We start from the raw sequence: 21,691 nt of genomic DNA on the forward strand, positions 1-21,691 counted from the left end.
ATAAGCTACCCATTTTTTTATCCTATATACTTTTATTCATATAATAAATTAAGATAATATATAATTAATTTTGATTTTTTTTGTTATAGGATCCTCTGATAATTCAGACTCTACCTCATATAATTTCTTAATAAGTTCTACACTTAATACTTCTTTTGGAGTTCCACTAGCAACTATTTTCCCCTCTTTTATTGCATATATCCTATCACAATATTCTGCTGCCATATTAAGGTCATGTATTGATATTAATATGGTTTTTTTGAGGTTTTTAAGGAATTTAAGTATTTTTATTTGACACCCAATATCTAAATGATTTGTTGGCTCATCTAGTATTAAAAATTCTGTTTCCTGAGCTAATGCTCTAGCTATTAATACTCTTTGTTTTTCTCCACCTGACAATGAGGGAAAACTTTTGTTTATCATATTTTCCATACCAACTTTCCCCAAAGATTTTCTTATAATATCAACGTCTAATGAATCACTTCTTTGGAAAAGTTTCTTCCTTGGATATCTCCCCATTAAAACTATATCTTTAACAGTAAAATCAAACCCTATATTATTTTCTTGTGCTACCACAGCCATTTCTTCTGCAGACTCTCTATTTGAACTTTTAACTAAATCTTTATTATTTAAATAAATACTTCCTTCATTAGGTATTAAAACCTTATATATATTTTTTAAAAGTGTAGATTTACCACTTCCATTTGGTCCTATTATACCTATAAACTCTCCCTTATTTATATTTAGTTCTATTTTATGACATATGTTCTTGTTTTCTATTTCATAGCTAAGATTTTCTACTTTAAAATACATTTTATTCACTCCCAAAAGAATATCTATTACATTTAAGTAGCCATATAAAAAATGGTCCTCCTGTAAGAGCAGTTACTATACCTATAGGTAATTCTTCAGGAGATACTATAACTCTTGCTACAACATCTGCCCAAATTATTAAAAGTGCCCCTAAAAGTGAAGAAATAGGAATAACCTTTCTATGATCGGAACCAACAAAATTTCTTGTAATATGTGGAACTATTAGACCTACAAATCCTATAGATCCACTAATGGCAACTAAAGTTCCTGTAAGTAGTGCACAGAGCAAAACCACTATACTTCTTATAAATTTTATATTTATTCCTAGCACTATAGCTGTTTGTTCACCAATTAACATAGTATTTAGCCCATTACTTAAACTAAATAAAACTATTATTGAAATTATAAGTACTACTAAAGGTACGGGAATATATATCCATTTACTTCCTGAAAGTCCTCCCATCATCCAAAACACCGCATTTCTAATACCACTTTCATTATTTGAACTATATATAAGATAATTGGTAAATGCAGAAAATATTGAAGACACAGCAAGACCTGTAAGTATAAGTCTAATAGGTAGTATTCCCTCTTTAGTTCTCGATAAAGTATATACAAATGTTATAGCTACTAAAGACCCAATAAATGCGCCCATTGGCATAGCAAAAATCCCAAAAATATTAAAAACTCCTGTAAGAACCGCAGCCACAGCTCCTGTAGATGCTCCTGATGATATACCAAGAATGTAAGGATCTGATAGCGGATTCTTAGTAAAGGACTGTATGCTTACTCCTGCTATAGCTAAACCGCTACCTACTATTGCACTTAAGATAACTCTTGGTAATCTTAAATACCAAACTATACGTTCTATATTATTTTCTAAATGTGCTATACCTGCTATTTTAAATCCTAGTTTATATAATATAACTTTCCATACATCTATAAAATCAATAGAAACAGGCCCTATTCCAACAGCTACAATCATTGATATAATCATAATTATAAATAAAACTATAGAAAATAAAGCTGTTTTTTCTTTAAAGATTTTTTTCATTATTTCACCAACCTAATTAAACAAAACAGGATAAAATCCCTTTGCTAAATTTTCTACTGCATCTCCATTTCTAATTCCTGTAAATACACTTGGTAAAGGAAGAACGACAAATTTATTATTTTTTATAGCATCTACATCCTTTAATGCTTTATTACTTCTTAAAAACTTTATTTTATTTTCCGCTGATATATTTTCATAATCATTTATAACTATACATTGAGGGTTTTCTTCTACAACAGCTTCCCAATTAACTCTTTCCCATGTTTTCTTTAAACCACCAAATATATTTTCCCCACCTGCAAGTTCAATAATATTGCTCTCAAGACTATTCCCTGCTGTAAAGGCCTGATCATCACCACTATCATACACAAATACTCTAAGTTTTTTATCTATTTTAGATATTTTATTTTGTACACTTTCAATTTGATTTTTCATTTCCTTTACTATTTTCTCTGCTTTTTCTTCTACATTAAAAATTTTACCCAAATTATAAAAATCCTCATATGTATCTTCTATAGTAGCCCCTTCAGTATATGTAGCCTTTGAAACATATACCATTATGTCATTATCAATAAAATCTTTAACTGTTCCTACACCCTTTTCTACAAATGCAGAATTTCTACCATATACAAAATCAGGATTTACCCCAAGCAGTGCCTCCATTGAAGGATATTTTTCTGCTATTATAGGTATTTTCTTAAATTTTTCTTTATATTGAGGAAGTATTTCAGCATTATTATAGGATGTACCTATAATCTTATCCTCTAAACCCAAAGCAAAAAGATTTTCCGTAGTATGTGCATTAAAACTTACTACCCTTTCAGGAACTTTTTTATATTTTACAGTTTTATTATATGTTTTAAGTTCAAAGCTCTCATGCTTTGAAGTATCTTCACCATTATTTTTCTTGTTTTTTGAACAAGCTGTTAATAGGGAACCTAACATTAATATCATACAAATAACACTTATTATTTTCTTACAATTTAAGTTTTTTTTCATCTGTTTTCCTCCGAATATTATCTTTTATTATATTTTATGTATAACACTAAATTTTACGGTAAATTTTTTTATGTAAACTACCTTTAAAACAAAAACTTCCCAGCAATAACTGAGAAGTTTATATAAAATATTATGGTTTTTCAAAATAACCTTAATACACCCCCCTATAAACCGTAGAGTTATTAGTGCTTGTCTCCAGGCAAGTCTTCTGACTCTGGTTCTTCAATTTTATAAACCTTCCCTCTTACTAGAAGTGGCATATTTTATAAAATTTCCCCATTACAGCGGCGGTACCGTACAGGAATTTCACCTGTTTCCATATTAAGCAAGCTATGCACCTGTAGAAAAATATTTAATTATTTACTTTTGTATTATAAAATTATAAGATAGTATTGTCAATATATTTACTCTTTTTTATAATTCTTTTATAATATAAATTAAGCTTTATAATTAAATTTAACAATTCTACCTATATTAGAAGGAGTTTATTATGAAATTATTATTATACTATCTAATATCAATAAATCTTTTAGGAATATTAATAATGTATATTGATAAGAAAAAAGCTATAAAACATGAATATAGGATATCTGAAAAAAGCTTATTTTCAGTAGCTTTATTTTTAGGAAGTTTTGGAATGCTTTTAGGAATGTATATTTTTAGACACAAGACTAAACATCTTAAATTTAAATTGGGTATACCAATTATTTTTATATTACAAATAATATTATTAAATTATTTAAATAAACATATTCTTTAAAATAAAACATACGTAACCTTATAATTACGTATGTTTTATTAAAACCTTATAATATTACCTCATACAACTTATCATATTGCATATCACAAGAACCCATTTGATTTCCATCGGCACAATATTGTCTTTCTACATAATAATATTTATCATCTTTTCTATATACAGCCTTAAATGTATCATCATCTCCAAATTCACACACCTTTAGATAATCACCTTTCCCCTCTGTATCTAATCCACTATTTTGTATTATTTTATCATCTAATAGTTTTAAATTAGCTCTTCCACGCTTTATGTTTTCTATTATTCCATTTACAACTTCTATGTCTCTCATACTTTACCTCTCCTTTATAAACTGTGAAATCATGAAATATCCTATTATAATTATATATTTAATTTACTAAATTTTCAATACATTTATACTCTTTTCTAAAAATAATAATTATTTATTTGAAATTATTCACTATAAAACTTTTTAGTATCACATCATATAGCCTTTTTATATAATATTATTGTGAATATGAATAAGAGGAGATATTTTTATGTATTTTAGATTTCCGGAAAAAATACCACCAAATAACCATAAAATATATGTTTTGCAAATTAAATACGCAGATGTAAACGGTGACGGATTAAAAGAAACTTTAATACTTACAGGCAAAAAACCTTATGGGGAAAATAGTTTTATTGAAGACATAACTCTTACTGTAGAAAATAAAATAACTAATGTAAATCTAAAAGTAGTTCCAAAAGAAAATTCAGGATATAATCCTAATATGTTTATAGCAAGATTTTCTGAAGATAAAACCCCTCAAGTACTTCTTTCTATAAACTCTGGAGGAAGTGGAGGATATTATTATAACTATGTTTATTCCTTTAAGAACGATATGCCCTTAACCTTTTTTGACTACGATATATTTAATAATGAAAGTATTTTTAATGCTATATATGAAAACAATTATAAAGTAAGAGTTACCTCTGAAAATAAAGCTTTAAAGGGTATTATAGACCTAACGGCTATTAGAGATAAAGAATATCTATCTGCTATTTATGAGCCTAATGGGACTTTAAAAGAACCTATTAAAGGCGATGTTTTATCCCTTGGACTTTTATCGCCTTTTAGCATAACTGGATCAGAAATATTTGACTTAATAGCTTCTCAGCGAATTATAGGTCTATTTAATGGGGACACTTTAGGAAATGTGGAAACAATCTTAAGATTAGATAAAGATAAATTTATTCCTCTAGTAACTCGCCTTACAGTGCTTATGTAATTTATGTGTATTTAAAAGCGGCCAATGACCGCTTTCCCTATTTTATTTTAAATAAAAATACTATATAAGCTATAAATTATTAGTTAAATAAAAAATAATATCATATTTTATGAAACTCCCAAATAGATTCTCCTAATGTATTTATATATTTTAATCTATTTTTATATATTACCTTTGCTACTCCATTTATAAATCTTGATACCTCATCATAAATAGGTTCTATTACAAAATCCCCCCTTCTATTTATATAACCCCACTTACCTTTAACCTCAACAGAAATTAAATTATCATCAATAACATCTACATTATCAAATTCTACTTTTATTACCTCTATACCATATTTATCTATAAAACCATATTTATTCTCTATGGCTACTGCAGCAAATCCTTTATAAAAACTATCCACCCAATCATATTTTGGCTGTATTATCATATCACCTTTTTTATTTATAAAACCATATTTCCCTTTTATCTCTACAGCAGCTAACCCCTCACTAAAATCATTTCCTTCTGAATATATAGGTAATATAACTATATTGCCCTTAGTATCAATATAGCCATACTTATTATTCATTGAAACCGCAGCTAGACCCTCACTAAACCCATAAGCATAGTTATATTTAGGTTCTATAACTTGATTACCTTTATTATCAATATATCCTAGCTTACCTCCTAATTGAACTAGTGCTAATCCCTCACTAAAATTAAAAACACCTAAATATTTAGGTTCTATAATCATTTCATCATTTTTATTAATATACCCCCATTTATATCCTAGTTTAACTGCTGCCATTCCCTCTGAAAAACCATTAGTATCGTCATATTTAGGCTCAATTACTAAATTTCCTAACTCATCCACATATCCCTTTTTATTATTTACCTCTATTTCTGCAAGCCCCTCTGTAAAATCATAGACATCATCGTACCTTATGTCTACCGCTAAATCTCCCTTATTATTTATGAAATCAAATTTGTCACCTTTACTTACTATAGCAAATTTCCCATTAAACTCCTCAGCATAATCAAAAGTAGCAGGTATACATATTTCTCCACTATTATCTATATAACCATATTTTCCGCATATTTTTATAGGATAAAAACTTCTTTCCATTTTTAATCTCCTTTTCTAAATTCAATTTTTATTTACACTACATTTTATCACAATAAAGTAACTGTAGATAATTATATGTTATAATTTCTACAGTTTATATATAATTTGTTTTTTATATTCTATATTTATATAGTAATAAATACTTATTTTTATTTACCTAAGACATGCTAAAAACAATATTAAGTTTGTGACCCTATAGCACTTTCCTTTATTTTTATAATACTCCTTCTTTGTTATCAAATAAATTTATTTTTTTAATAATTTGATAAGTTCTTTTATATTAATTTTGTCAAAAGTATCAAATTTGTTTATGTAACCTAATACCATTTTCTTTAAAGCTATCTCTCCTGGGAAATGATCTGCTTCCTCTATAAAATGTATTATCCTAGAAGTTTCAACTTTGTAGTTGAAAATAGTTATTATTTTAATATAAAAGAATTCTAAATATATCTGTTTGAACTCTTTCCATTGTTCATAATAATCCATATTATCACAAATAATTTGCACCGTACTCCTTATAACCTTATTAATTTTTTCCATGTTATCACTATATATAAATTTTATACAAGGAATTTCACTAAAACTATATGCTATTTTTTTTAGTAGGTCTTCCTTTATAATTTCTGCTTCTTCATCATTAAAAACACACTTTAATTGAATAAAACTATTATTTTCATAATATGTATTTGTAAAAAATTCTATATAGTTTTCAAAATCCTCTGAATTATTACCAAGTTCTATCTCAAATAAAATTTTAAAAAATATATTCCACTGAAAATCATTATTAATAGCCTTTAAAATAGCATTCCCTATAATTTTTGAAAATTCGTCTTTGAAAAAAATCTGCCTTTCAAATACTATCTTTTGATCAAAATCAATTTTATTTTTGCTTATATCATTTAACCTAGACAAAGTTTTAATCAAAACTTTATTATAATCATTACAATCTCCTATATTATTAGTACTAAAAATATATTCTATTATTGCATCACACGATCTTTTAAAGTCCACAGTAAAACCTATACTATTTTTCATCTTTGTTGAAAATATATCGTTAATTATTTTAGAAAACACAGATTGTAGTTGATTTTTTCTAACCAAAGGGTTAATTGCATTAAGTTTATTAGCCTCATTATATATAAGTAATAATTGATTATCTATCATAGTTAAATTTTTTTTTATTGAGGCCATTATATCCTTGTAGAAGTCCTCACTAAGCATATAACTATTGTTTTTATAAACTACTTTATGTTCAATTTCCCCCCAAAATATATTAACTAAAGATTTAATTTGCAACTCAAAATTTATGGTCATATCATTAAAATAGTATACTCCATCTATTCTAAATATCTCAAATCCATTTTTCTGTTCTTCTGGTTGTCTAGTTTTTAAATTTAATCTTATACAATTGTTAACCGTATTATAATAATATCCTTTATCATCAATACAATTAAAATATTTTTTTAAACATTTATATGTTTTCCCTTCATCTTCAATAAATCTGCATTCAATCCTAACACCTATCAAATCTGATAAATTATATAAAAGTTCCTTTGGAGTTTTATATATTTTATAATAATCATTTCTAATTATCTTTTCTTTTAAACTAAAATCAGATTTTATTCTAGAGTTTACATTTAAAAACCCTTCTGAATTAGATGTCATAATATTTTTAAAATAACTTTCTATGTGGTTACGTGCATTTTCTAAATCTAATTGTAAACTTTTTAAAAATTCTATTGAATTTTCTATAAAATTAAACACTTCTAATTCCATATTATTCCTCCTACTCTAGTGAAGAAACTTTACTATTTTATAAAATTATATCATAGTTAACGTACTAAAAATGAACAAAACATAAAAATTTAGTAAATTTAATCGGAAAAGTGGTTATAAAATCCAAACAAGTCGAATAATTATAACCACATATAACAAATTGAACACTATAATAATATATCTGACTCTTTCCCTTTATTCCAATTCCACGGTTTTCTTTTTATAGTGCCATCCGCAAAAGGAATAAACATGGAGATTATTACTGATACTAATAATAATTGTTGATACCATAATAATGGTATTACTTCAAATGGTGTCACTTTTCCCTTAGTAAAACTTAATAGTATTAACATTTGTGCCCCATAAGGTATGATTCCCTGCATTATACAAGAAAAAATATCAAGTATTGATGCACTTCTTCTGGGGTCTACTTTATATTTATAGCACATTTCTTTAGCAATAGGTCCATTTATAATTATAGCTACTGTATTATTTGCAACTGCTGCATCTGTAAGTGCTACAAGTGCTCCCATACCAATCTCTGCACTCTTTTTACCCTTTACCATTTTTTCAATTTTATCTAATAAAAATTGAATTCCTCCAGCTTTTGTAATCATATTAGCAAGTCCACCTGTAAACATTGATAAAAGAAATATATCTATCATTCCTGTAAAACCATTAAATATTTCTTGAGAAAAAGTTAATATATTTAAATCCCCATAAAATATACCTATTGCTCCTGCAAGAATAATCCCCCCTGTTAAAACTACAAAAACGTTTATGCCTATTAAAGCCAAAATTAATACAAATAAATATGGTATAACTTTTATAATACTATATTCATAAATTTTTATAGGAGGAATTACTTCAGGTCTAGCAAATATAAATAATAACAATATAGTTATTATAGCGGCTGGAGCTGCTATAAATATATTTACCCTAAATTTATCTTTCATATCACATCCCTGGGTCCTTGTAGCTGCAATTGTAGTATCTGATATTACAGATAAATTATCTCCAAACATTGCCCCTCCCATTACAGTTGCTAATGTTAGCGGTAATGAAAGTCCAGATTTTTCAGCAAGCCCTATTGCAATAGGTGCAATAGCCACTATAGTTCCCACTGCAGTTCCTGTAGATATTGATATAAAACAAGCTATTATAAACAATCCTACAGTAATATATTCAGGGGGAATATAAGTTAGACCTAAGTTTATAGTAGATTCTACTCCCCCCATTGCTTTGGCTACGGCAGCAAACGCTCCTGCTAAAAGATATATTGTACACATTATAATGATGTCTTTATTTCCACACCCGTCTATTAAAGCATCAAATTTATCATCTATGGTTCCTTTGAGTATAAAAAATGCACTAATTATACCACAAAATATAGCTACTGGGGCTGGTAATTGGTAAAAAGCCATTTCTACCCCTTGATATTCTAATATTAAACCACTACCTAAATAAATAGCTACAAATATTAAAAAAGGTATTAATGCTTTACCATCTGATGGCATTTTCTTATATTCCATTCTTATATTCCTCCTATAACTTAGTGGCTATTTTATTTTTATATGGAATAATGTATATAATTTAAATTTTATATAAACTATTTTAATATTAAATCTAAAGCCTGTTTTAAGTCATTAATTATGTCCTCTGCTGTTTCAAGTCCTACTGATAGTCTAACTAACCCATCACTTATTCCTGCCTCTTTTCTTTCTGCCTCTGTATATGGTGAATGTGTCATTGAGGCAGGATGCTGAATTAAAGTTTCTGTATCCCCTAAACTTACAGCTAAACTAGCTAGTTTTACATTATTCATTACAGTTCTTCCTTCTTCAATTCCACCATTTAATTCAAAAGAAATCATAGCTCCAGGTAAATTCATTTGTCTACTAGCAAGATTATAGTATTTAAAACTCTTAAGTCCAGGATAATAAACCTTTTTTACTGCATCATGAGATTCTAAAAATTTTGCCACCTTTAAAGCATTTTCAGAGTGTCTTTGCATTCTTAGCTCCAATGTCTTCATCCCCCTTATTAATAAATATGCATTAAAAGGACTTGCTATGGCACCTGTCATATCCTTTACACCAAATAATTTAACTTCATTTATAAACGACTTTTTCCCAACTACAAAACCTGCCACCACGTCACCATGACCGTTTAAATATTTAGTTGCAGAATGAACTACTACATCTGCTCCTAATTTTAATGGCTTTTGTATATATGGAGTACAAAACGTATTATCTACAAATACCATGCAGTTTTCATTTTTATGAGCTATCTCGGAAATCGATTTAATATCAGTAATTTTTAATGTAGGGTTTGCCGGTGTTTCTAAGTACACAACTCTAGTATTTGGTTTTATAGCCTTTTTAACCTGATTCAAATTTGAAGTATCTACAAAAGTAACCTCAACTCCAAATCTAGTTATACCATGATTTAATAAAGCAAAAGTACATCCATAAAGTGTGTCTGCTGCAACTATATGATCCCCTGCCTTTAAAGCTGTCCATAACGCTGCTGAAATAGCCCCCATACCAGATGAGGTAACAACTGCCGATTCTCCACCTTCTAATATGGAAACCTTTTCTTCTACCTCGCTATTAGTTGGGTTTCCTAATCTAGTATATATATATCCTTCCTCCTGTAATGCAAATCTTCTTCCCCCTTGTTCAGCAGAATCAAATATAAAAGTAGATGTCTGATATATAGGTGTTGCAAGTGAACCATATTGTGTATCCTTAGTATGTCCTCCATGTATAGTTTTTGTTCCAAAACCCAACTTTTCACATTCTTCTTTATTCATATAAACCCCTCCCATATTTTTTAAACCATTTGTAAAATAGTTAATAAAATAAACATATCTATATCTTCATTATATAAATATGTTTATTAACTTCTTTAAATGTATAGAATATTCCTTCTATTTATAAATTATATTCCTAAGTTTTTTACAAGCACAAAAACATTATTACATTTATTTTAAAATCAACCCTTTTTTACTATATTTTAATTAATATATTATTTATGTCTTCACTTACTTTCAATCTTTCATAATATACCCAGTCCTTATCAAAATTTAATCTAAAAGATTTAGAAAAAGAATAATATAAATTTATTTTTTGATAATATGTCTCTAATTCATAAAGATCTTTAAATCTATATGAAGGTTTAGTTAGTTCATCTTTCTTAATCACAAAAAATTCATCCATGTACATTAAAAAACATTCCATTAACGAATTGTTAGTTACATCAAATGGTATTTTCAGAATTTTCCATTGAATCTTTTCCTTTAATTTATAGGATTTTATACTATCAAGTAAAATAATATATTCACCTATATCCATTTTTCTATAGAAATAAATTTTTTCTTCTCTTGTACTCCATAGTGCAAGCTTTTCCCTTAATGGAAGTGACTTCACCTTAACTATAGCTTCACTAGGAGCTATTACTGCCTTTTCTATAACTCTATCATCTATATTTAACATTTCCTCTATAAAATCTTGAGTTTTCCCATAAGATGCTACATATCCTATATCATATATTCCTTTCCTCCCAGCCCTTCCTGCTATCTGTTTTACTTCCTGTGAGTTTAAATATCTTACTTCAAAACCATCAAATTTTTTAATATCCATAAATATTATTCTTCTTATAGGTAGATTAACTCCCATACCTATAGCATCAGTAGTTATCAAAATAGATGTATTTTTGTTAATAAAATAATCATATTGTTTTCTTCTGACCCCAGGTGGTAAATCTCCATATATTAAACTTGCTTTTATTCCTATCGCAGTATAATAAGATGCTAATTGTATAACTCTTTTTTTAGAAAACACCACCAGTGCATCTCCCTCTTCTATGTCTCCATATGAAAATATATTATAATCAATTTTCAGTGGTATATCTCTTCTATACTCTATAAATTTATAATCATCTCCACAATCCTCTATCATTTCCTGGATTAATTCTTTAGCATTTAAAGCTCCACATATATGTATTTCTTTAGATTTTAATGCCAAAACCGCTCTAGTCCATGCAGAACCTCTTTTTTCATCATCAATCATTTGAATTTCGTCTATTACAGCAATATCATACTCTTCATTAACATTAAATTTTTCTATAGTGCAGGAAACATGTGTAGCATCTTTTACATTTATCTCCTCTTCTCCTGTAATCAAATTACACTTAACTCCTTCTTTATTTAACCTCTCGTAATTCTCTAATGCCAATATTCTTAGTGGTGAAAGATAAATCCCTTTTCTAGCCATTTTAAGCCTTTTCATGGCATTATAAGTCTTTCCCGTATTAGTTTCACCTAGATGAATAATAAACTTTCTTTTAATTTTTCTTGTTTTAATATACTCATTTTTAGGATTGTCCGGAAATATCCTTTCAAATTCCTTGTATATAATCTTTGGTATATGATTAGTTATAAGCACACTCCTAATACCAGATTTTAGATAAACTTCATAATTATCTTTCACCACATCTTCAAAGACAAAATTAGTATTATTTTTTTCATTATACTCATTTATAATTTTTACAGATATATAGTCTAATAAATTCAAATATCTTTCATATACAGATTTAAAATCTTTTAAATCTTGATTATCATATTCTCTTAATACTTTTAATTTCTTTCTAAGAGCTACCTCATGCTCCCAAAGGGAATTAGTCTTAGAATGTTTTATAATATCTTCCATTTGATAAATTTGGTGTTTAATTTTTCTAAAATTTCTTTCCATAGTTGCCTTTTTCATAATTTATCCTCCATATAATCTGTAGGTTTTTCATAAGTTTTTATATTTATTATAGTTCCCTATGTTTAAAAAGTTTATTGATTTTAATTTAATTATCATAGTTAAAAGTGAAATAAGCTCTACTAAAAATTTTAGTTTACAAATACATATGCACTCTATAAAATAAATACTAAATTATTTAAATCAAAAGGAGATTTTATATGAATAAACTTTATGAAATATTAAATTTAAATAAATCCTTCGTAAATAATAAAGAGTATACTGAATATGTAACAAAAATATCCATATAAAAAAATAGTAATATTCTCATGTATGGATACTAGATTAACGGAACTTCTTTTAAAAGCTTTAAATTAAGAAATGATGATGCTAAAACAATAAAAAATGCAGGAGCAATTATTTCTCACCCCCTTTGGTAGTATTATGAGAAGTATTTTAATGGCTATTTATGAACTAAATATGGTTATAATTTTTTATAGACTTTTACAAAATTAAAGATAGGATTATTCATAAATAAATCCTATCTTAATTAAAATACTGTTCTTATATGACTTTGTTTTTTAATAAAAATATAATAATATAATATGTTTATTAAGATTCTAAAAGTGAACCAACAAGTAATCCACACCCAATTAAAGATATTACAACTAAAACTACACCAACAACGCCACAAATAAATCCTGCTTTAGCCATTCCATAGCCGTCTAAGTTGGGATCTTTCCTTATTTTACCTTTAGAAATATTACCAAATACAATGGCTAATATGGCTGGTATAATCCCTAAACCATATACAATTGGCATAAACAAAAATACAAGTCCTACTATACCACAAACTAATGAAGCTATAGCCATTCCATCTGTTCTCTTTTGATTATTACATAAATTATTACTTTCCACGTTTTGTCCCCCCTAAAAACTGATGTACTTAAAGATTATATCATAATTTTACATTTTATTAAACTATTGGTTTAAATATATATTATATATTTCTATACTAAAATATAATAACCCTATAAAAATTTATAAGGTTATTATATAAAATAAAATTACTTCTAATTAATATTATCATTTTATACTTAACTGCATATTATTTATCTTACTTTAAAACTACTTTTTAATTAGAAAACTTTTTAATATACCAAATTACAGTGTTTTTTAATCCCTCCTCAAAGGAAATATAAGGTCTCCATCCTAAATTATATAATTTTGAAGGATCAATAGCATACCTTTTATCATGTCCTAATCTATCCTTAATATAGTATATAACATTATCTTTTATATTATATCTTCCATACTCATTTAATAGTTTTATTATTGACATTACTACATCTATATTTGATTTCTCATTATGACATCCTACATTATATACATGTCCACACTCTCCCTTTTCTAATACCATATCAATTGCTCTTAAATGATCTTCTACATAAATCCAATCCCTGACATTTAATCCATCCCCATATATAGGAACCTTTAGTCCCTTTATACAGTTAAAAATAGTCATTGGAATAAAATTTTCTATATGCTGAAAAGGTCCATAGTTATTTGAACACCTAGTTATATTTATTGGTAATCCATAGGTGTCATAATAGGATTTTACTATCATATCTGCTGAAGTTTTACTAGCTGAATAGGGACTTGTAGGGCTTATATAAGAGCTTTCTGTAAAATACCCATCTCTTCCTAAAGAACCATAAACCTCATCCTTGGAAATCTGTAAATACTTTATTTTGTCTTTTCCCCCTGCTTCTTCTTCCCAATATTTTTTAAAAACACTTAAAAGATTAAAAGTACCTTGTATATTGGTTTTTATAAATTCTTCTGGATCTTCAATACTCCTTATCACACTAGATTCTGCTGCAAAATTTATAACATAATCTATAGAATAGTTTTGAAAAACTTGAAATAGTTTTTTCTTATCACATATATCACCTTTTATAAATATATAATTGTTATTATTTTCTATACATTTTAAATTTTTAATATCTGAAACATAGGTTAATTTATCATAATTTATTATTCTTATTCCCTTGTATTTCTTAAACATATATATTATAAAATTTGCTCCAATAAACCCTGCCCCTCCAGTAATAAAATAAGTTTTCATATCTCCTCCTAAAATTAACTTATTCTTTAATTTAAAATTCATTATAATTTATCCTTTGCATATAAAAAACTAATATAAATACCATACTTAAAAAAGTTCTCATTATAAAATATCTATTAAAAAAATACTTAGTATATTCCTTCCATAAAAATATACCTCTAGTCCATAAATATCCTTGTTATATATAAACTTATAATTTCTATATTAAACATTTAACACTGAATAAGTTCTATATTTATCATATTCAATAAACCATACCTTGTGTTACTAGTTAATATTTACTTAAAAATATTAAAATACCTAAAAATAAGGTATCTATATTTTAATATAGATACCTTACTTTTAAAGATATATTAACCTTATATTTTTAGAATAAATTATAAGGTTAAAAATCACTTAATAAATTATAGGTATGCTGCAATATGTAAAATTTACTTACTTTGCAATTTTTCCATTTAGACTCCTCAATAGAAAATCCAGAATTTTTATACTGCTTACAAAACTTACTAAAAATATCCCCCTGAACGTATCCTGTTCCTGATATAAATATACTGGTATTATTATTTATAGTCCTACACCTTATATCTCCTTTTTCCCAGCTTAATCCTTTTTCTCCTTCAATACTTACTCTAGCTCCATCAACATATATTATCTCCTTATACAGCCCACTTTTAAACACTACAGCTAAACACTCAGATACAACTTTACAATTACTATCCTTATTTGATACTAGCACATCTACAAATCTTATTTTTTTGTATTCATACTTCCTATTTTTTATTATTATTTCTCCATCTTTTCTTATTTCTTTTTCATACCTATTTTTAATTTCACCTATTTTATCCTTAAGTTTATCTACTGATATATTATTTGAATTACTTAATTCTTTAAAATAATTTTCTTCTGTTAATTGAAATACTTCTAACTTTGTTTTAACTTTATTATCAAAATCATTAGGAGTCAAATATGCACCTGTATAATACTTAAATGTTATTAAAAATCCAAAGCATAAAAATATTAAAGCAACTAATTTTTTCATTACCTTAACATCCTTTCATTTTTACTTAAGTTTACAGGTATATTTTACCATATAAAATATTATTAGTAAATTTTTTCCAATATACATTAGTAAATTTTTCATATTTTTATAAAAAAAATCTTACTAAATTTTAAATTCAGCAAGATTTAAATTTTTAATGTATATATTTTTGTATTTCTCTAGAAATCATATAGAAAGTTTCCCTATCTTTTCTATCTAATGCTTCATCTGCTAATATATAAAGAGTATTTAAATACAATTTATTTTTTTCCTTTTTAACTAAAAAATAATTATTTATATTGCATAACTTTTTAGACATTTTTAGTTCTGCATATATTGCATTTAAAGAATTAATATATTGAAAAAGTTCAATTTTAGAAATTACAAAAAATATCCTTTTTTTAATATTTTCATATTCTTTTTCTGTACATAATTTAATATAGTTATCATTTAAAGTACTTAATGTTATATATTGCTTTTTATCTTTAATAAAAAATTCTTCACTTATTCTTTTTTTATTTTGAAAATGAGAATGAAATGATTTTAAAAAATTTATATATTCTTCAAACTCATTTTGATTCAATTCATAATTATTAAAATTTTTATTTTTCTTAAAACATATATTGTACAATCCTTGTCCCTTCAAACTACTCTTTACAACCACAATCATATAATGAGAATATTTATTTAGTGCCTTTTCTGGTATGAATTTTATGCCGTATTTAAACTTATTTTGGAGCGCATTTTTTGGTAAAACAAAATTATTTATATCCACGACAAATTCTCCTTTTTTTATTAATATAACAACAATATATAATTATACCTTATTTTTATTATTTTATGTATTTTACGAAATATTAAAATAATTTTGAACTAACTACATTTTATGAAACATAGATTAAAAACTCTACAAAAAGTAACCCCTAGATAATTTTTTATCCAAGGGTTACAGGGGATTTTTTTGATCTATATTTTAATACTTAGTATGAAACCTATTTTCAAATTCTTTTATTAACTCTTCTCTAAAATTAGGATGTGCAATACCTATTAGCTGCCTAGCTCTCTCTTTTAATGTCTTTCCTCTTAATCTAGCTATTCCATACTCTGTTATAACATAATCTACATCATTTCTTGTAGTAGTTATTGCTGCTCCTTTATCCAATATGGGAACTATTTTAGATATCTTTCCCTTAGCTGCAGTTGATGAGATAGCAATTATTGATCTTCCACCCTGACATTTACCTACTCCTCTTACAAAATCTACTTGTCCACCAACACCACTTATTTGATTAATTCCAACGCTTTCCGAACAAATTTGTCCCATTAAATCTATTTGAACACAGGAGTTTATTGCCACCATATTAGAGTTTTTCATTACAACTCTAGGGTCATTAACATAATCAACTGAATACATCTCTATCATAGGATTGTCATCTACAAAATCATATAATCTTTTTGTTCCCATAAGAAACGTTACAACAATTTTACCTGGATGATAACTTTTCTTTTTATTAGTTATAACTCCTGCCTCTACTAGTTCCACTACTCCATCAGAAATCATTTCAGAATGTATTCCCAAATCCTTTTTATCCTTTAAAAATAAAAGCACAGCATCTGGAATTGCACCTATACCAAGTTGTAGAGTATCTCCATCTTGTATTAATGAAGCACAATGTTTGCCTATAGCTTTCTCTACATCTCCTATTTTAGCAGGTTTAAGTTCTATTATTGGATGTGAGGTTTCTACTATATAATCTATATCTGATACATGTATAAAATTATCTCCTAAAATTCTTGGCATTTTATCATTTACTTCTGCAATTACTATCTTTGCACACTCTGTAGCAGGTTTAATATAATCATTTGATACTCCAAAACTACAAAAACCATGTTTATCTGGAGTACTTACCTGTACTATAGCTACATCAACTGGCAAATAATTACATTTAAATAATCTTGGTATTTCATGAAAAAAACAAGGAGTATAATCTGCCCTACCTGAATTTACTGCGTCCCTTGTAGGAGATCCAACAAACAAAGAATTATAATTAAAATGTTTTTCCATTCCTAATTTCGCATATCCACTCTCCCCAAGAGCAATCATATGGTCTATTTCTACATCTTCAAATTTTTCTTTATTATTAACTAAAGCCTCCATTATAGTTATAGGTTCCCCAGCTGCATGTCCCAAAACAATTCTATCTCCATTTTTTATATTTGATACAGCATCATCTGGGGAAACAACCCTACTTTTATATATTTCTTTCCACTCCATATAAAACACCCCTCATCATAAACTTTGTTAATTAATTTGCAATTAATTTTAAGATACTTATATATAATTTTATAATAATCTTTAAAATTTAATTTCATGCCCCTTATTACATAGTGATATCCATCCTTTCCCCTTTATAAATAATTTATTATATATATTAAGCAATTTCTATACCAAAAAAAGCAATTAGAAATCGTTATATATTTAACAATGATTACAGCCATTTACTTAGTTCTTATAAAAGATAATATCGTTGCATAAATGCAACAATATTATTTCGTATTTTATACTGTAACTATTGATATAACTAGTTTAATTCCTGTATGCAAAATTACAACTTAGTTTTGTTTATGCAACAAAAACTTTTTTGAATACTTTTTTCTTTTTCTAACAAAAGTAGATGGATCTATACTTAAAGCTTTGGCCGCTTCTCTTACATTTCCATGTCTCTCATATGATTTATCTATGAATTTTAACTCTACTTTTTCTATAAAATCTTTTAAATCAATGTCTTCGTTAAAATTATCAATACGAAATTTTATTTCACCCTTCTTTTCATTTATAAGAAAATCTGTTTTATATATTTTATCATCATTACTCATAATGATAGATCTTTCAACCATATTTTTTAACTCTCTAACGTTTCCTGGCCAATTATATTTATATATCTCCTCTTTTATACATTCAGAAAACTTTTTATTTAATTTATATCGTTTATTTAAATTATTTAAAAAGTGCTGTGCTAATGGTATTATATCCTTTCTACGCTTTCTTAAGGGAGGTACGGTAATGGATACTACATTTAATCTATAGTATAAATCATCTCTAAACAATTTTTTATTTATCATATCTTCTAAATTTCTATTAGTAGCTGCAATTATTCTTACATCTACTTTTATCAGATTTGTTCCTCCAACGCGTTCTATTTCCTTTTCTTGGAGTACACGTAATAATTTTACTTGCATATCTAAAGGCAATTCACCAACCTCATCTAGAAATATAGTTCCTCCATTTGCTAATTCAAATAGCCCAACTTTTCCATCTCTATTAGCTCCAGTAAATGCTCCCTTCTCATACCCAAACAATTCACTTTCCATTAAATTTTTGGGAATAGCTCCACAATTGACCTTTATAAAATTTTTATCTTTCCTTAAACTACTTTTATGTATATATTCTGCTATTTCTTCCTTTCCAACTCCAGTTTCTCCTAAAACCAAAACTGTAGCATCTACCTTAGCCACTTTTTTTGCAATACTTAACGTATTTAGCATTTTCTTATCATATGCTATTAAATCACTTGATTTTAATAATTCTTCCCTTTCAATACATTGCTCTTTTGTAATATTTTTTCTTTGTAAATCCTCTTGTATTTCATATAATTTTGACATATCTCTAATATTAGTAATCACCATAATTATTTTCCCGAACTGATCTATTATAGGGTTACTTGAAACCCATATTCTTTTTCCATTAATAAGTATATGTTCTAAAGTTATAGTATTATTACTTTTAATACATGAAAATATAGAAGATTGCGATAATTTATTTTTTTCTAATAACACTTTTATATTTTTATCTAAAATATCATTTCTTTTTACCCTAAAAATATGTTCACAAGCTTTATTAATACTTAAAATATTTGCTTGTCTATCTGTTACGCAAATTCCATCAAATGAATTCTCTATTATTAAATTTAATTCATTTACATTTAATATAGTCATATTATCCCCCCACCTGTAAAGCAAAATAATTCATTATATAAATTATACTATACATATATACTATTTTCTAAATGTAAAGCTTCCCCTCCAATCTTTTGTCATAATTTGACCAACTATCAAAGGGAACATCTTTTTTTACTTGATCAATTTTATTAAATGTTGCATCCACATAATCGGCATAATGAACTATATAGGCTTCTTGAGTATTTGGTTGTTTAGGAGAACCATATGCTACCTTCCCATGATGTTGAACAATACACCCTTTCATCCTTTGTTTAAAATCCTCACTATACAGTTCTTTATTTGCATTAAATGCCTCCTCTAACATTGAAACACCTATTACAATATGTCCTTCCATCTCACCCCTTAAGCTATATGAAAATGGTCCCTCTACTGAATACTCATAGATTTTTCCCATATCATGTAACTTAGCTGCTAATATAGCTAATTGTTTATACCTACAATTATATCTATAACTTAATACCTTAGTTAAATACATCACGTTTAAAGTATGTTCCGCTAACCCACCTATATAATTATGATGTTGACTTATCCCTCCAATACATCTTTTAAACTCTTTTAAAAAATTATCATCTTCAAAAAAATAATTATTTAAACATATTATCTCCTTATCTATAAACTCTTCTTCACTTATAATTCTAATCTCATTTAATATATTTTCTATAGGTTTTTCAACTGTAGGAAGATAATCCTCTAAATTAAATGCCTTCGTTATAACAAAAGACTTGACATCTATTATATTCTCTGATGCTATTCCATCTATACAAATAACATCTCCTACCTTTAAAATGTCATATCCAATTTCTACAAAAGCCTTTATATCTCCAGTTCTATCGCCTATATACATAGCCCCTCTATTTAATTTTTTCATTACCATAAAAGAAGAACTTATTTTTTCACCATTTTTTATTTCTCTTATAAATTTTTCCTTCAAATGCATCACCCTCTTTAAGAAAACATTAGTTGAATATTATTGTATTTAAATTTTTTACTATCTCTATGTCTTATAAATTTTAACTTATCTTTATATTTACCAAATAAGAAAAATTAATTTTTATTTTATTAGATGTTACTTTACATATTTATTATGTTCAATGTATATATTTTTTATAATACAAAAAATATATTGATAATTTCTATATGCTATTAATATTCCTTACTTTATAAGTTGAATATAAAATATTAGGTATATTTTTATAAAAACATGTTAAAAGTAAACTTAAATATATCTTACTAATTATTTTTATTCTTAAATTTATATAAAAAACATTGGATAATCAACTGGAAACTTTAAAATATTTATGGGATAATTTATTTATTCATAATAATTTCTATGAGGTGGTAATATGAGTGGAAAAGACATACAAATAGCTTTATTAAAAGAGGAGCTACAAGAACTAAATGAAAGTTTTAAATATCAATTCGGAGATAAGTACTTAGACTATCCTGAAGTTCAAGCAAGATTAAAAGTAATCACAGATATGATAAGTTTTTATGAAAAAGAATAATATTTTTTTAAGGTATGTGAAGATTCCTCACATACCTTTCATTTATTATTCTTTCAAAATCTCCGTCCAATATCCATCAGGATCAATTATAAAATAAAGTCCCATTTCTTTATTTTCATAGCAAATACATCCCATTTCCTTATGTTTTTCATAAGCAGCTTGAAAATCATCTGTACTTACTGCCATATGTATTTCATTATCCCCTAAATTATAAGGCTCTTTTCTATCTCTAAGCCAAGTTAATTCAAGCTTATGCTCCCCTGCACTACTTTTTAAAAACACTAGTTTAAAACTTTTATCAGAGTGGACATATGTATCTACCTTCTCAAACCCTAGAGCATCTTTATAAAATTTTTCACTCTTTTCAAGATTTAATACATTGATATTATTATGATGAAACCTAAATTCCATTTATAACCCTCCCATCTTTTATTATATTTTTTTATAATAACCTATTAAAGCGCATTAAT

The 21,691-nt window shown here is 26.5% G+C and carries 20 protein-coding genes, 1 pseudogene and 1 riboswitch; of the genes and pseudogenes, 4 read left to right on the forward strand and 17 right to left on the reverse strand.

What is annotated here, in order from left to right; translation table 11 throughout:
- Positions 1–48: 48 nt before the first annotated feature.
- The 3 genes from EJL03_RS05730 to EJL03_RS05740 are packed head-to-tail and all read right to left on the reverse strand — an operon-like array spanning position 49 to position 2,866.
- Entirely contained in the window at positions 49–813 is a 765-nt protein-coding gene (locus tag EJL03_RS05730) for an ABC transporter ATP-binding protein (RefSeq protein WP_125153011.1), read from the reverse strand.
- A 1-nt stretch (position 814) separates the two neighbouring features.
- Positions 815–1,867: a FecCD family ABC transporter permease gene (locus tag EJL03_RS05735; RefSeq protein ID WP_125153012.1), complete on the reverse strand. Its 1,053-nt coding sequence runs from the start codon at positions 1,865–1,867 to the stop codon at positions 815–817.
- Between the two features lie 12 nt (positions 1,868–1,879).
- Positions 1,880–2,866, reverse strand: a complete 987-nt coding sequence (locus EJL03_RS05740) for an ABC transporter substrate-binding protein (RefSeq protein WP_125153013.1) — start codon at positions 2,864–2,866, stop codon at positions 1,880–1,882.
- Between the two features lie 181 nt (positions 2,867–3,047).
- Positions 3,048–3,223: riboswitch (cobalamin riboswitch) on the reverse strand.
- Between the two features lie 133 nt (positions 3,224–3,356).
- Between EJL03_RS05740 and EJL03_RS05745 the strand changes: the two genes are divergently transcribed.
- Complete coding sequence (locus EJL03_RS05745; RefSeq protein ID WP_125153014.1) at positions 3,357–3,626, forward strand: DUF1294 domain-containing protein; 270 nt, start codon at positions 3,357–3,359, stop codon at positions 3,624–3,626.
- A gap of 46 nt (positions 3,627–3,672) precedes the next feature.
- Here the strand turns inward: EJL03_RS05745 and EJL03_RS05750 are convergent, their stop codons facing one another.
- Positions 3,673–3,954, reverse strand: a complete 282-nt coding sequence (locus EJL03_RS05750) for a hypothetical protein (RefSeq protein WP_125153015.1) — start codon at positions 3,952–3,954, stop codon at positions 3,673–3,675.
- Between the two features lie 208 nt (positions 3,955–4,162).
- Here EJL03_RS05750 and EJL03_RS05755 point away from each other — a divergent pair, with 208 nt between their 5' ends.
- The gene (locus EJL03_RS05755) at positions 4,163–4,894 is read left to right on the forward strand and encodes a hypothetical protein (protein ID WP_125153016.1); all 732 of its coding nucleotides are present in this window, start codon (positions 4,163–4,165) and stop codon (positions 4,892–4,894) included.
- Positions 4,895–4,994: 100 nt separating this feature from the next.
- On the opposite strand, the gene EJL03_RS05760 is transcribed toward EJL03_RS05755, so the two are convergent.
- The 5 genes from EJL03_RS05760 to EJL03_RS05780 form a co-directional block, all read right to left on the reverse strand.
- Positions 4,995–6,005 (reverse strand): WG repeat-containing protein, encoded by a 1,011-nt coding sequence (locus EJL03_RS05760; RefSeq protein WP_125153017.1) that lies wholly within the window; start codon positions 6,003–6,005, stop codon positions 4,995–4,997.
- Between the two features lie 246 nt (positions 6,006–6,251).
- A complete protein-coding gene (locus EJL03_RS05765; protein WP_125153018.1) occupies positions 6,252–7,781 on the reverse strand; it encodes a GTP pyrophosphokinase in 1,530 nt (509 codons plus the stop codon).
- 167 nt (positions 7,782–7,948) lie between these two features.
- Positions 7,949–9,313 (reverse strand): Na+/H+ antiporter NhaC family protein, encoded by a 1,365-nt coding sequence (locus EJL03_RS05770; protein ID WP_125153019.1) that lies wholly within the window; start codon positions 9,311–9,313, stop codon positions 7,949–7,951.
- A 77-nt stretch (positions 9,314–9,390) separates the two neighbouring features.
- Positions 9,391–10,596, reverse strand: coding sequence for a methionine gamma-lyase (megL, locus tag EJL03_RS05775; RefSeq protein WP_125153020.1), 1,206 nt, complete (start codon positions 10,594–10,596; stop codon positions 9,391–9,393).
- Positions 10,597–10,792: 196 nt separating this feature from the next.
- Positions 10,793–12,550, reverse strand: coding sequence for a helicase-related protein (locus EJL03_RS05780; protein ID WP_125153021.1), 1,758 nt, complete (start codon positions 12,548–12,550; stop codon positions 10,793–10,795).
- A 200-nt stretch (positions 12,551–12,750) separates the two neighbouring features.
- On the opposite strand from EJL03_RS05780, the pseudogene EJL03_RS05785 reads away from it, so the two are divergent.
- Positions 12,751–13,009: pseudogene (locus EJL03_RS05785) on the forward strand (carbonic anhydrase); the annotation flags it as partial.
- Between the two features lie 132 nt (positions 13,010–13,141).
- Here the strand turns inward: EJL03_RS05785 and EJL03_RS05790 are convergent.
- The 7 genes from EJL03_RS05790 to EJL03_RS05820 all read right to left on the reverse strand — a co-directional run bounded on the left by EJL03_RS05790 (position 13,142) and on the right by EJL03_RS05820 (position 20,647).
- On the reverse strand, positions 13,142–13,447 hold the full coding sequence (locus EJL03_RS05790; RefSeq protein ID WP_206427345.1) for a DUF4190 domain-containing protein: 306 nt from the start codon (positions 13,445–13,447) through the stop codon (positions 13,142–13,144).
- A 217-nt stretch (positions 13,448–13,664) separates the two neighbouring features.
- The gene (gene rfbB, locus EJL03_RS05795) at positions 13,665–14,657 is read right to left on the reverse strand and encodes a dTDP-glucose 4,6-dehydratase (RefSeq protein WP_125153022.1); all 993 of its coding nucleotides are present in this window, start codon (positions 14,655–14,657) and stop codon (positions 13,665–13,667) included.
- A 385-nt stretch (positions 14,658–15,042) separates the two neighbouring features.
- Positions 15,043–15,696: a hypothetical protein gene (locus EJL03_RS05800; protein ID WP_125153023.1), complete on the reverse strand. Its 654-nt coding sequence runs from the start codon at positions 15,694–15,696 to the stop codon at positions 15,043–15,045.
- A 154-nt stretch (positions 15,697–15,850) separates the two neighbouring features.
- Positions 15,851–16,471: a hypothetical protein gene (locus EJL03_RS05805; protein ID WP_125153024.1), complete on the reverse strand. Its 621-nt coding sequence runs from the start codon at positions 16,469–16,471 to the stop codon at positions 15,851–15,853.
- A 198-nt stretch (positions 16,472–16,669) separates the two neighbouring features.
- Complete coding sequence (locus EJL03_RS05810) at positions 16,670–17,971, reverse strand: acetyl-CoA hydrolase/transferase family protein (protein ID WP_125153025.1); 1,302 nt, start codon at positions 17,969–17,971, stop codon at positions 16,670–16,672.
- 338 nt (positions 17,972–18,309) lie between these two features.
- Positions 18,310–19,692: a sigma-54 interaction domain-containing protein gene (locus tag EJL03_RS05815; protein ID WP_125153026.1), complete on the reverse strand. Its 1,383-nt coding sequence runs from the start codon at positions 19,690–19,692 to the stop codon at positions 18,310–18,312.
- A 67-nt stretch (positions 19,693–19,759) separates the two neighbouring features.
- Positions 19,760–20,647, reverse strand: coding sequence for an HD domain-containing protein (locus EJL03_RS05820; protein ID WP_125153027.1), 888 nt, complete (start codon positions 20,645–20,647; stop codon positions 19,760–19,762).
- Positions 20,648–21,059: 412 nt separating this feature from the next.
- Between EJL03_RS05820 and EJL03_RS15995 the strand changes: the two genes are divergently transcribed.
- Positions 21,060–21,221: a hypothetical protein gene (locus tag EJL03_RS15995; protein WP_164509009.1), complete on the forward strand. Its 162-nt coding sequence runs from the start codon at positions 21,060–21,062 to the stop codon at positions 21,219–21,221.
- 45 nt (positions 21,222–21,266) lie between these two features.
- Here the strand turns inward: EJL03_RS15995 and EJL03_RS05825 are convergent, their stop codons facing one another.
- Positions 21,267–21,632, reverse strand: coding sequence for a VOC family protein (locus EJL03_RS05825; protein ID WP_125153028.1), 366 nt, complete (start codon positions 21,630–21,632; stop codon positions 21,267–21,269).
- Positions 21,633–21,691: the final 59 nt, after the last annotated feature.

The organism is Clostridium rectalis, from assembly GCF_900626095.1.
Classification (GTDB): domain Bacteria; phylum Bacillota; class Clostridia; order Clostridiales; family Clostridiaceae; genus Clostridium_AS; species Clostridium_AS rectalis.

Bases quoted from the DNA above. Each gene is read 5' to 3' on its own strand.
- EJL03_RS05730 (WP_125153011.1), bottom strand. From the start codon at position 813: ATGTATTTTAAAGTAGAAAATCTTAGCTATGAAATAGAAAACAAGAAC.
- EJL03_RS05735 (WP_125153012.1), bottom strand. From the start codon at position 1,867: ATGAAAAAAATCTTTAAAGAAAAAACAGCTTTATTTTCTATAGTTTTA.
- EJL03_RS05740 (WP_125153013.1), bottom strand. From the start codon at position 2,866: ATGAAAAAAAACTTAAATTGTAAGAAAATAATAAGTGTTATTTGTATG.
- EJL03_RS05745 (WP_125153014.1), top strand. From the start codon at position 3,357: ATGAAATTATTATTATACTATCTAATATCAATAAATCTTTTAGGAATA.
- EJL03_RS05750 (WP_125153015.1), bottom strand. From the start codon at position 3,954: ATGAGAGACATAGAAGTTGTAAATGGAATAATAGAAAACATAAAGCGT.
- EJL03_RS05755 (WP_125153016.1), top strand. From the start codon at position 4,163: ATGTATTTTAGATTTCCGGAAAAAATACCACCAAATAACCATAAAATA.
- EJL03_RS05760 (WP_125153017.1), bottom strand. From the start codon at position 6,005: ATGGAAAGAAGTTTTTATCCTATAAAAATATGCGGAAAATATGGTTAT.
- EJL03_RS05765 (WP_125153018.1), bottom strand. From the start codon at position 7,781: ATGGAATTAGAAGTGTTTAATTTTATAGAAAATTCAATAGAATTTTTA.
- EJL03_RS05770 (WP_125153019.1), bottom strand. From the start codon at position 9,313: ATGGAATATAAGAAAATGCCATCAGATGGTAAAGCATTAATACCTTTT.
- megL (WP_125153020.1), bottom strand. From the start codon at position 10,596: ATGAATAAAGAAGAATGTGAAAAGTTGGGTTTTGGAACAAAAACTATA.
- EJL03_RS05780 (WP_125153021.1), bottom strand. From the start codon at position 12,550: ATGAAAAAGGCAACTATGGAAAGAAATTTTAGAAAAATTAAACACCAA.
- rfbB (WP_125153022.1), bottom strand. From the start codon at position 14,657: ATGAAAACTTATTTTATTACTGGAGGGGCAGGGTTTATTGGAGCAAAT.
- EJL03_RS05800 (WP_125153023.1), bottom strand. From the start codon at position 15,696: ATGAAAAAATTAGTTGCTTTAATATTTTTATGCTTTGGATTTTTAATA.
- EJL03_RS05810 (WP_125153025.1), bottom strand. From the start codon at position 17,971: ATGGAGTGGAAAGAAATATATAAAAGTAGGGTTGTTTCCCCAGATGAT.
- EJL03_RS05815 (WP_125153026.1), bottom strand. From the start codon at position 19,692: ATGACTATATTAAATGTAAATGAATTAAATTTAATAATAGAGAATTCA.
- EJL03_RS15995 (WP_164509009.1), top strand. From the start codon at position 21,060: ATGAGTGGAAAAGACATACAAATAGCTTTATTAAAAGAGGAGCTACAA.
- EJL03_RS05825 (WP_125153028.1), bottom strand. From the start codon at position 21,632: ATGGAATTTAGGTTTCATCATAATAATATCAATGTATTAAATCTTGAA.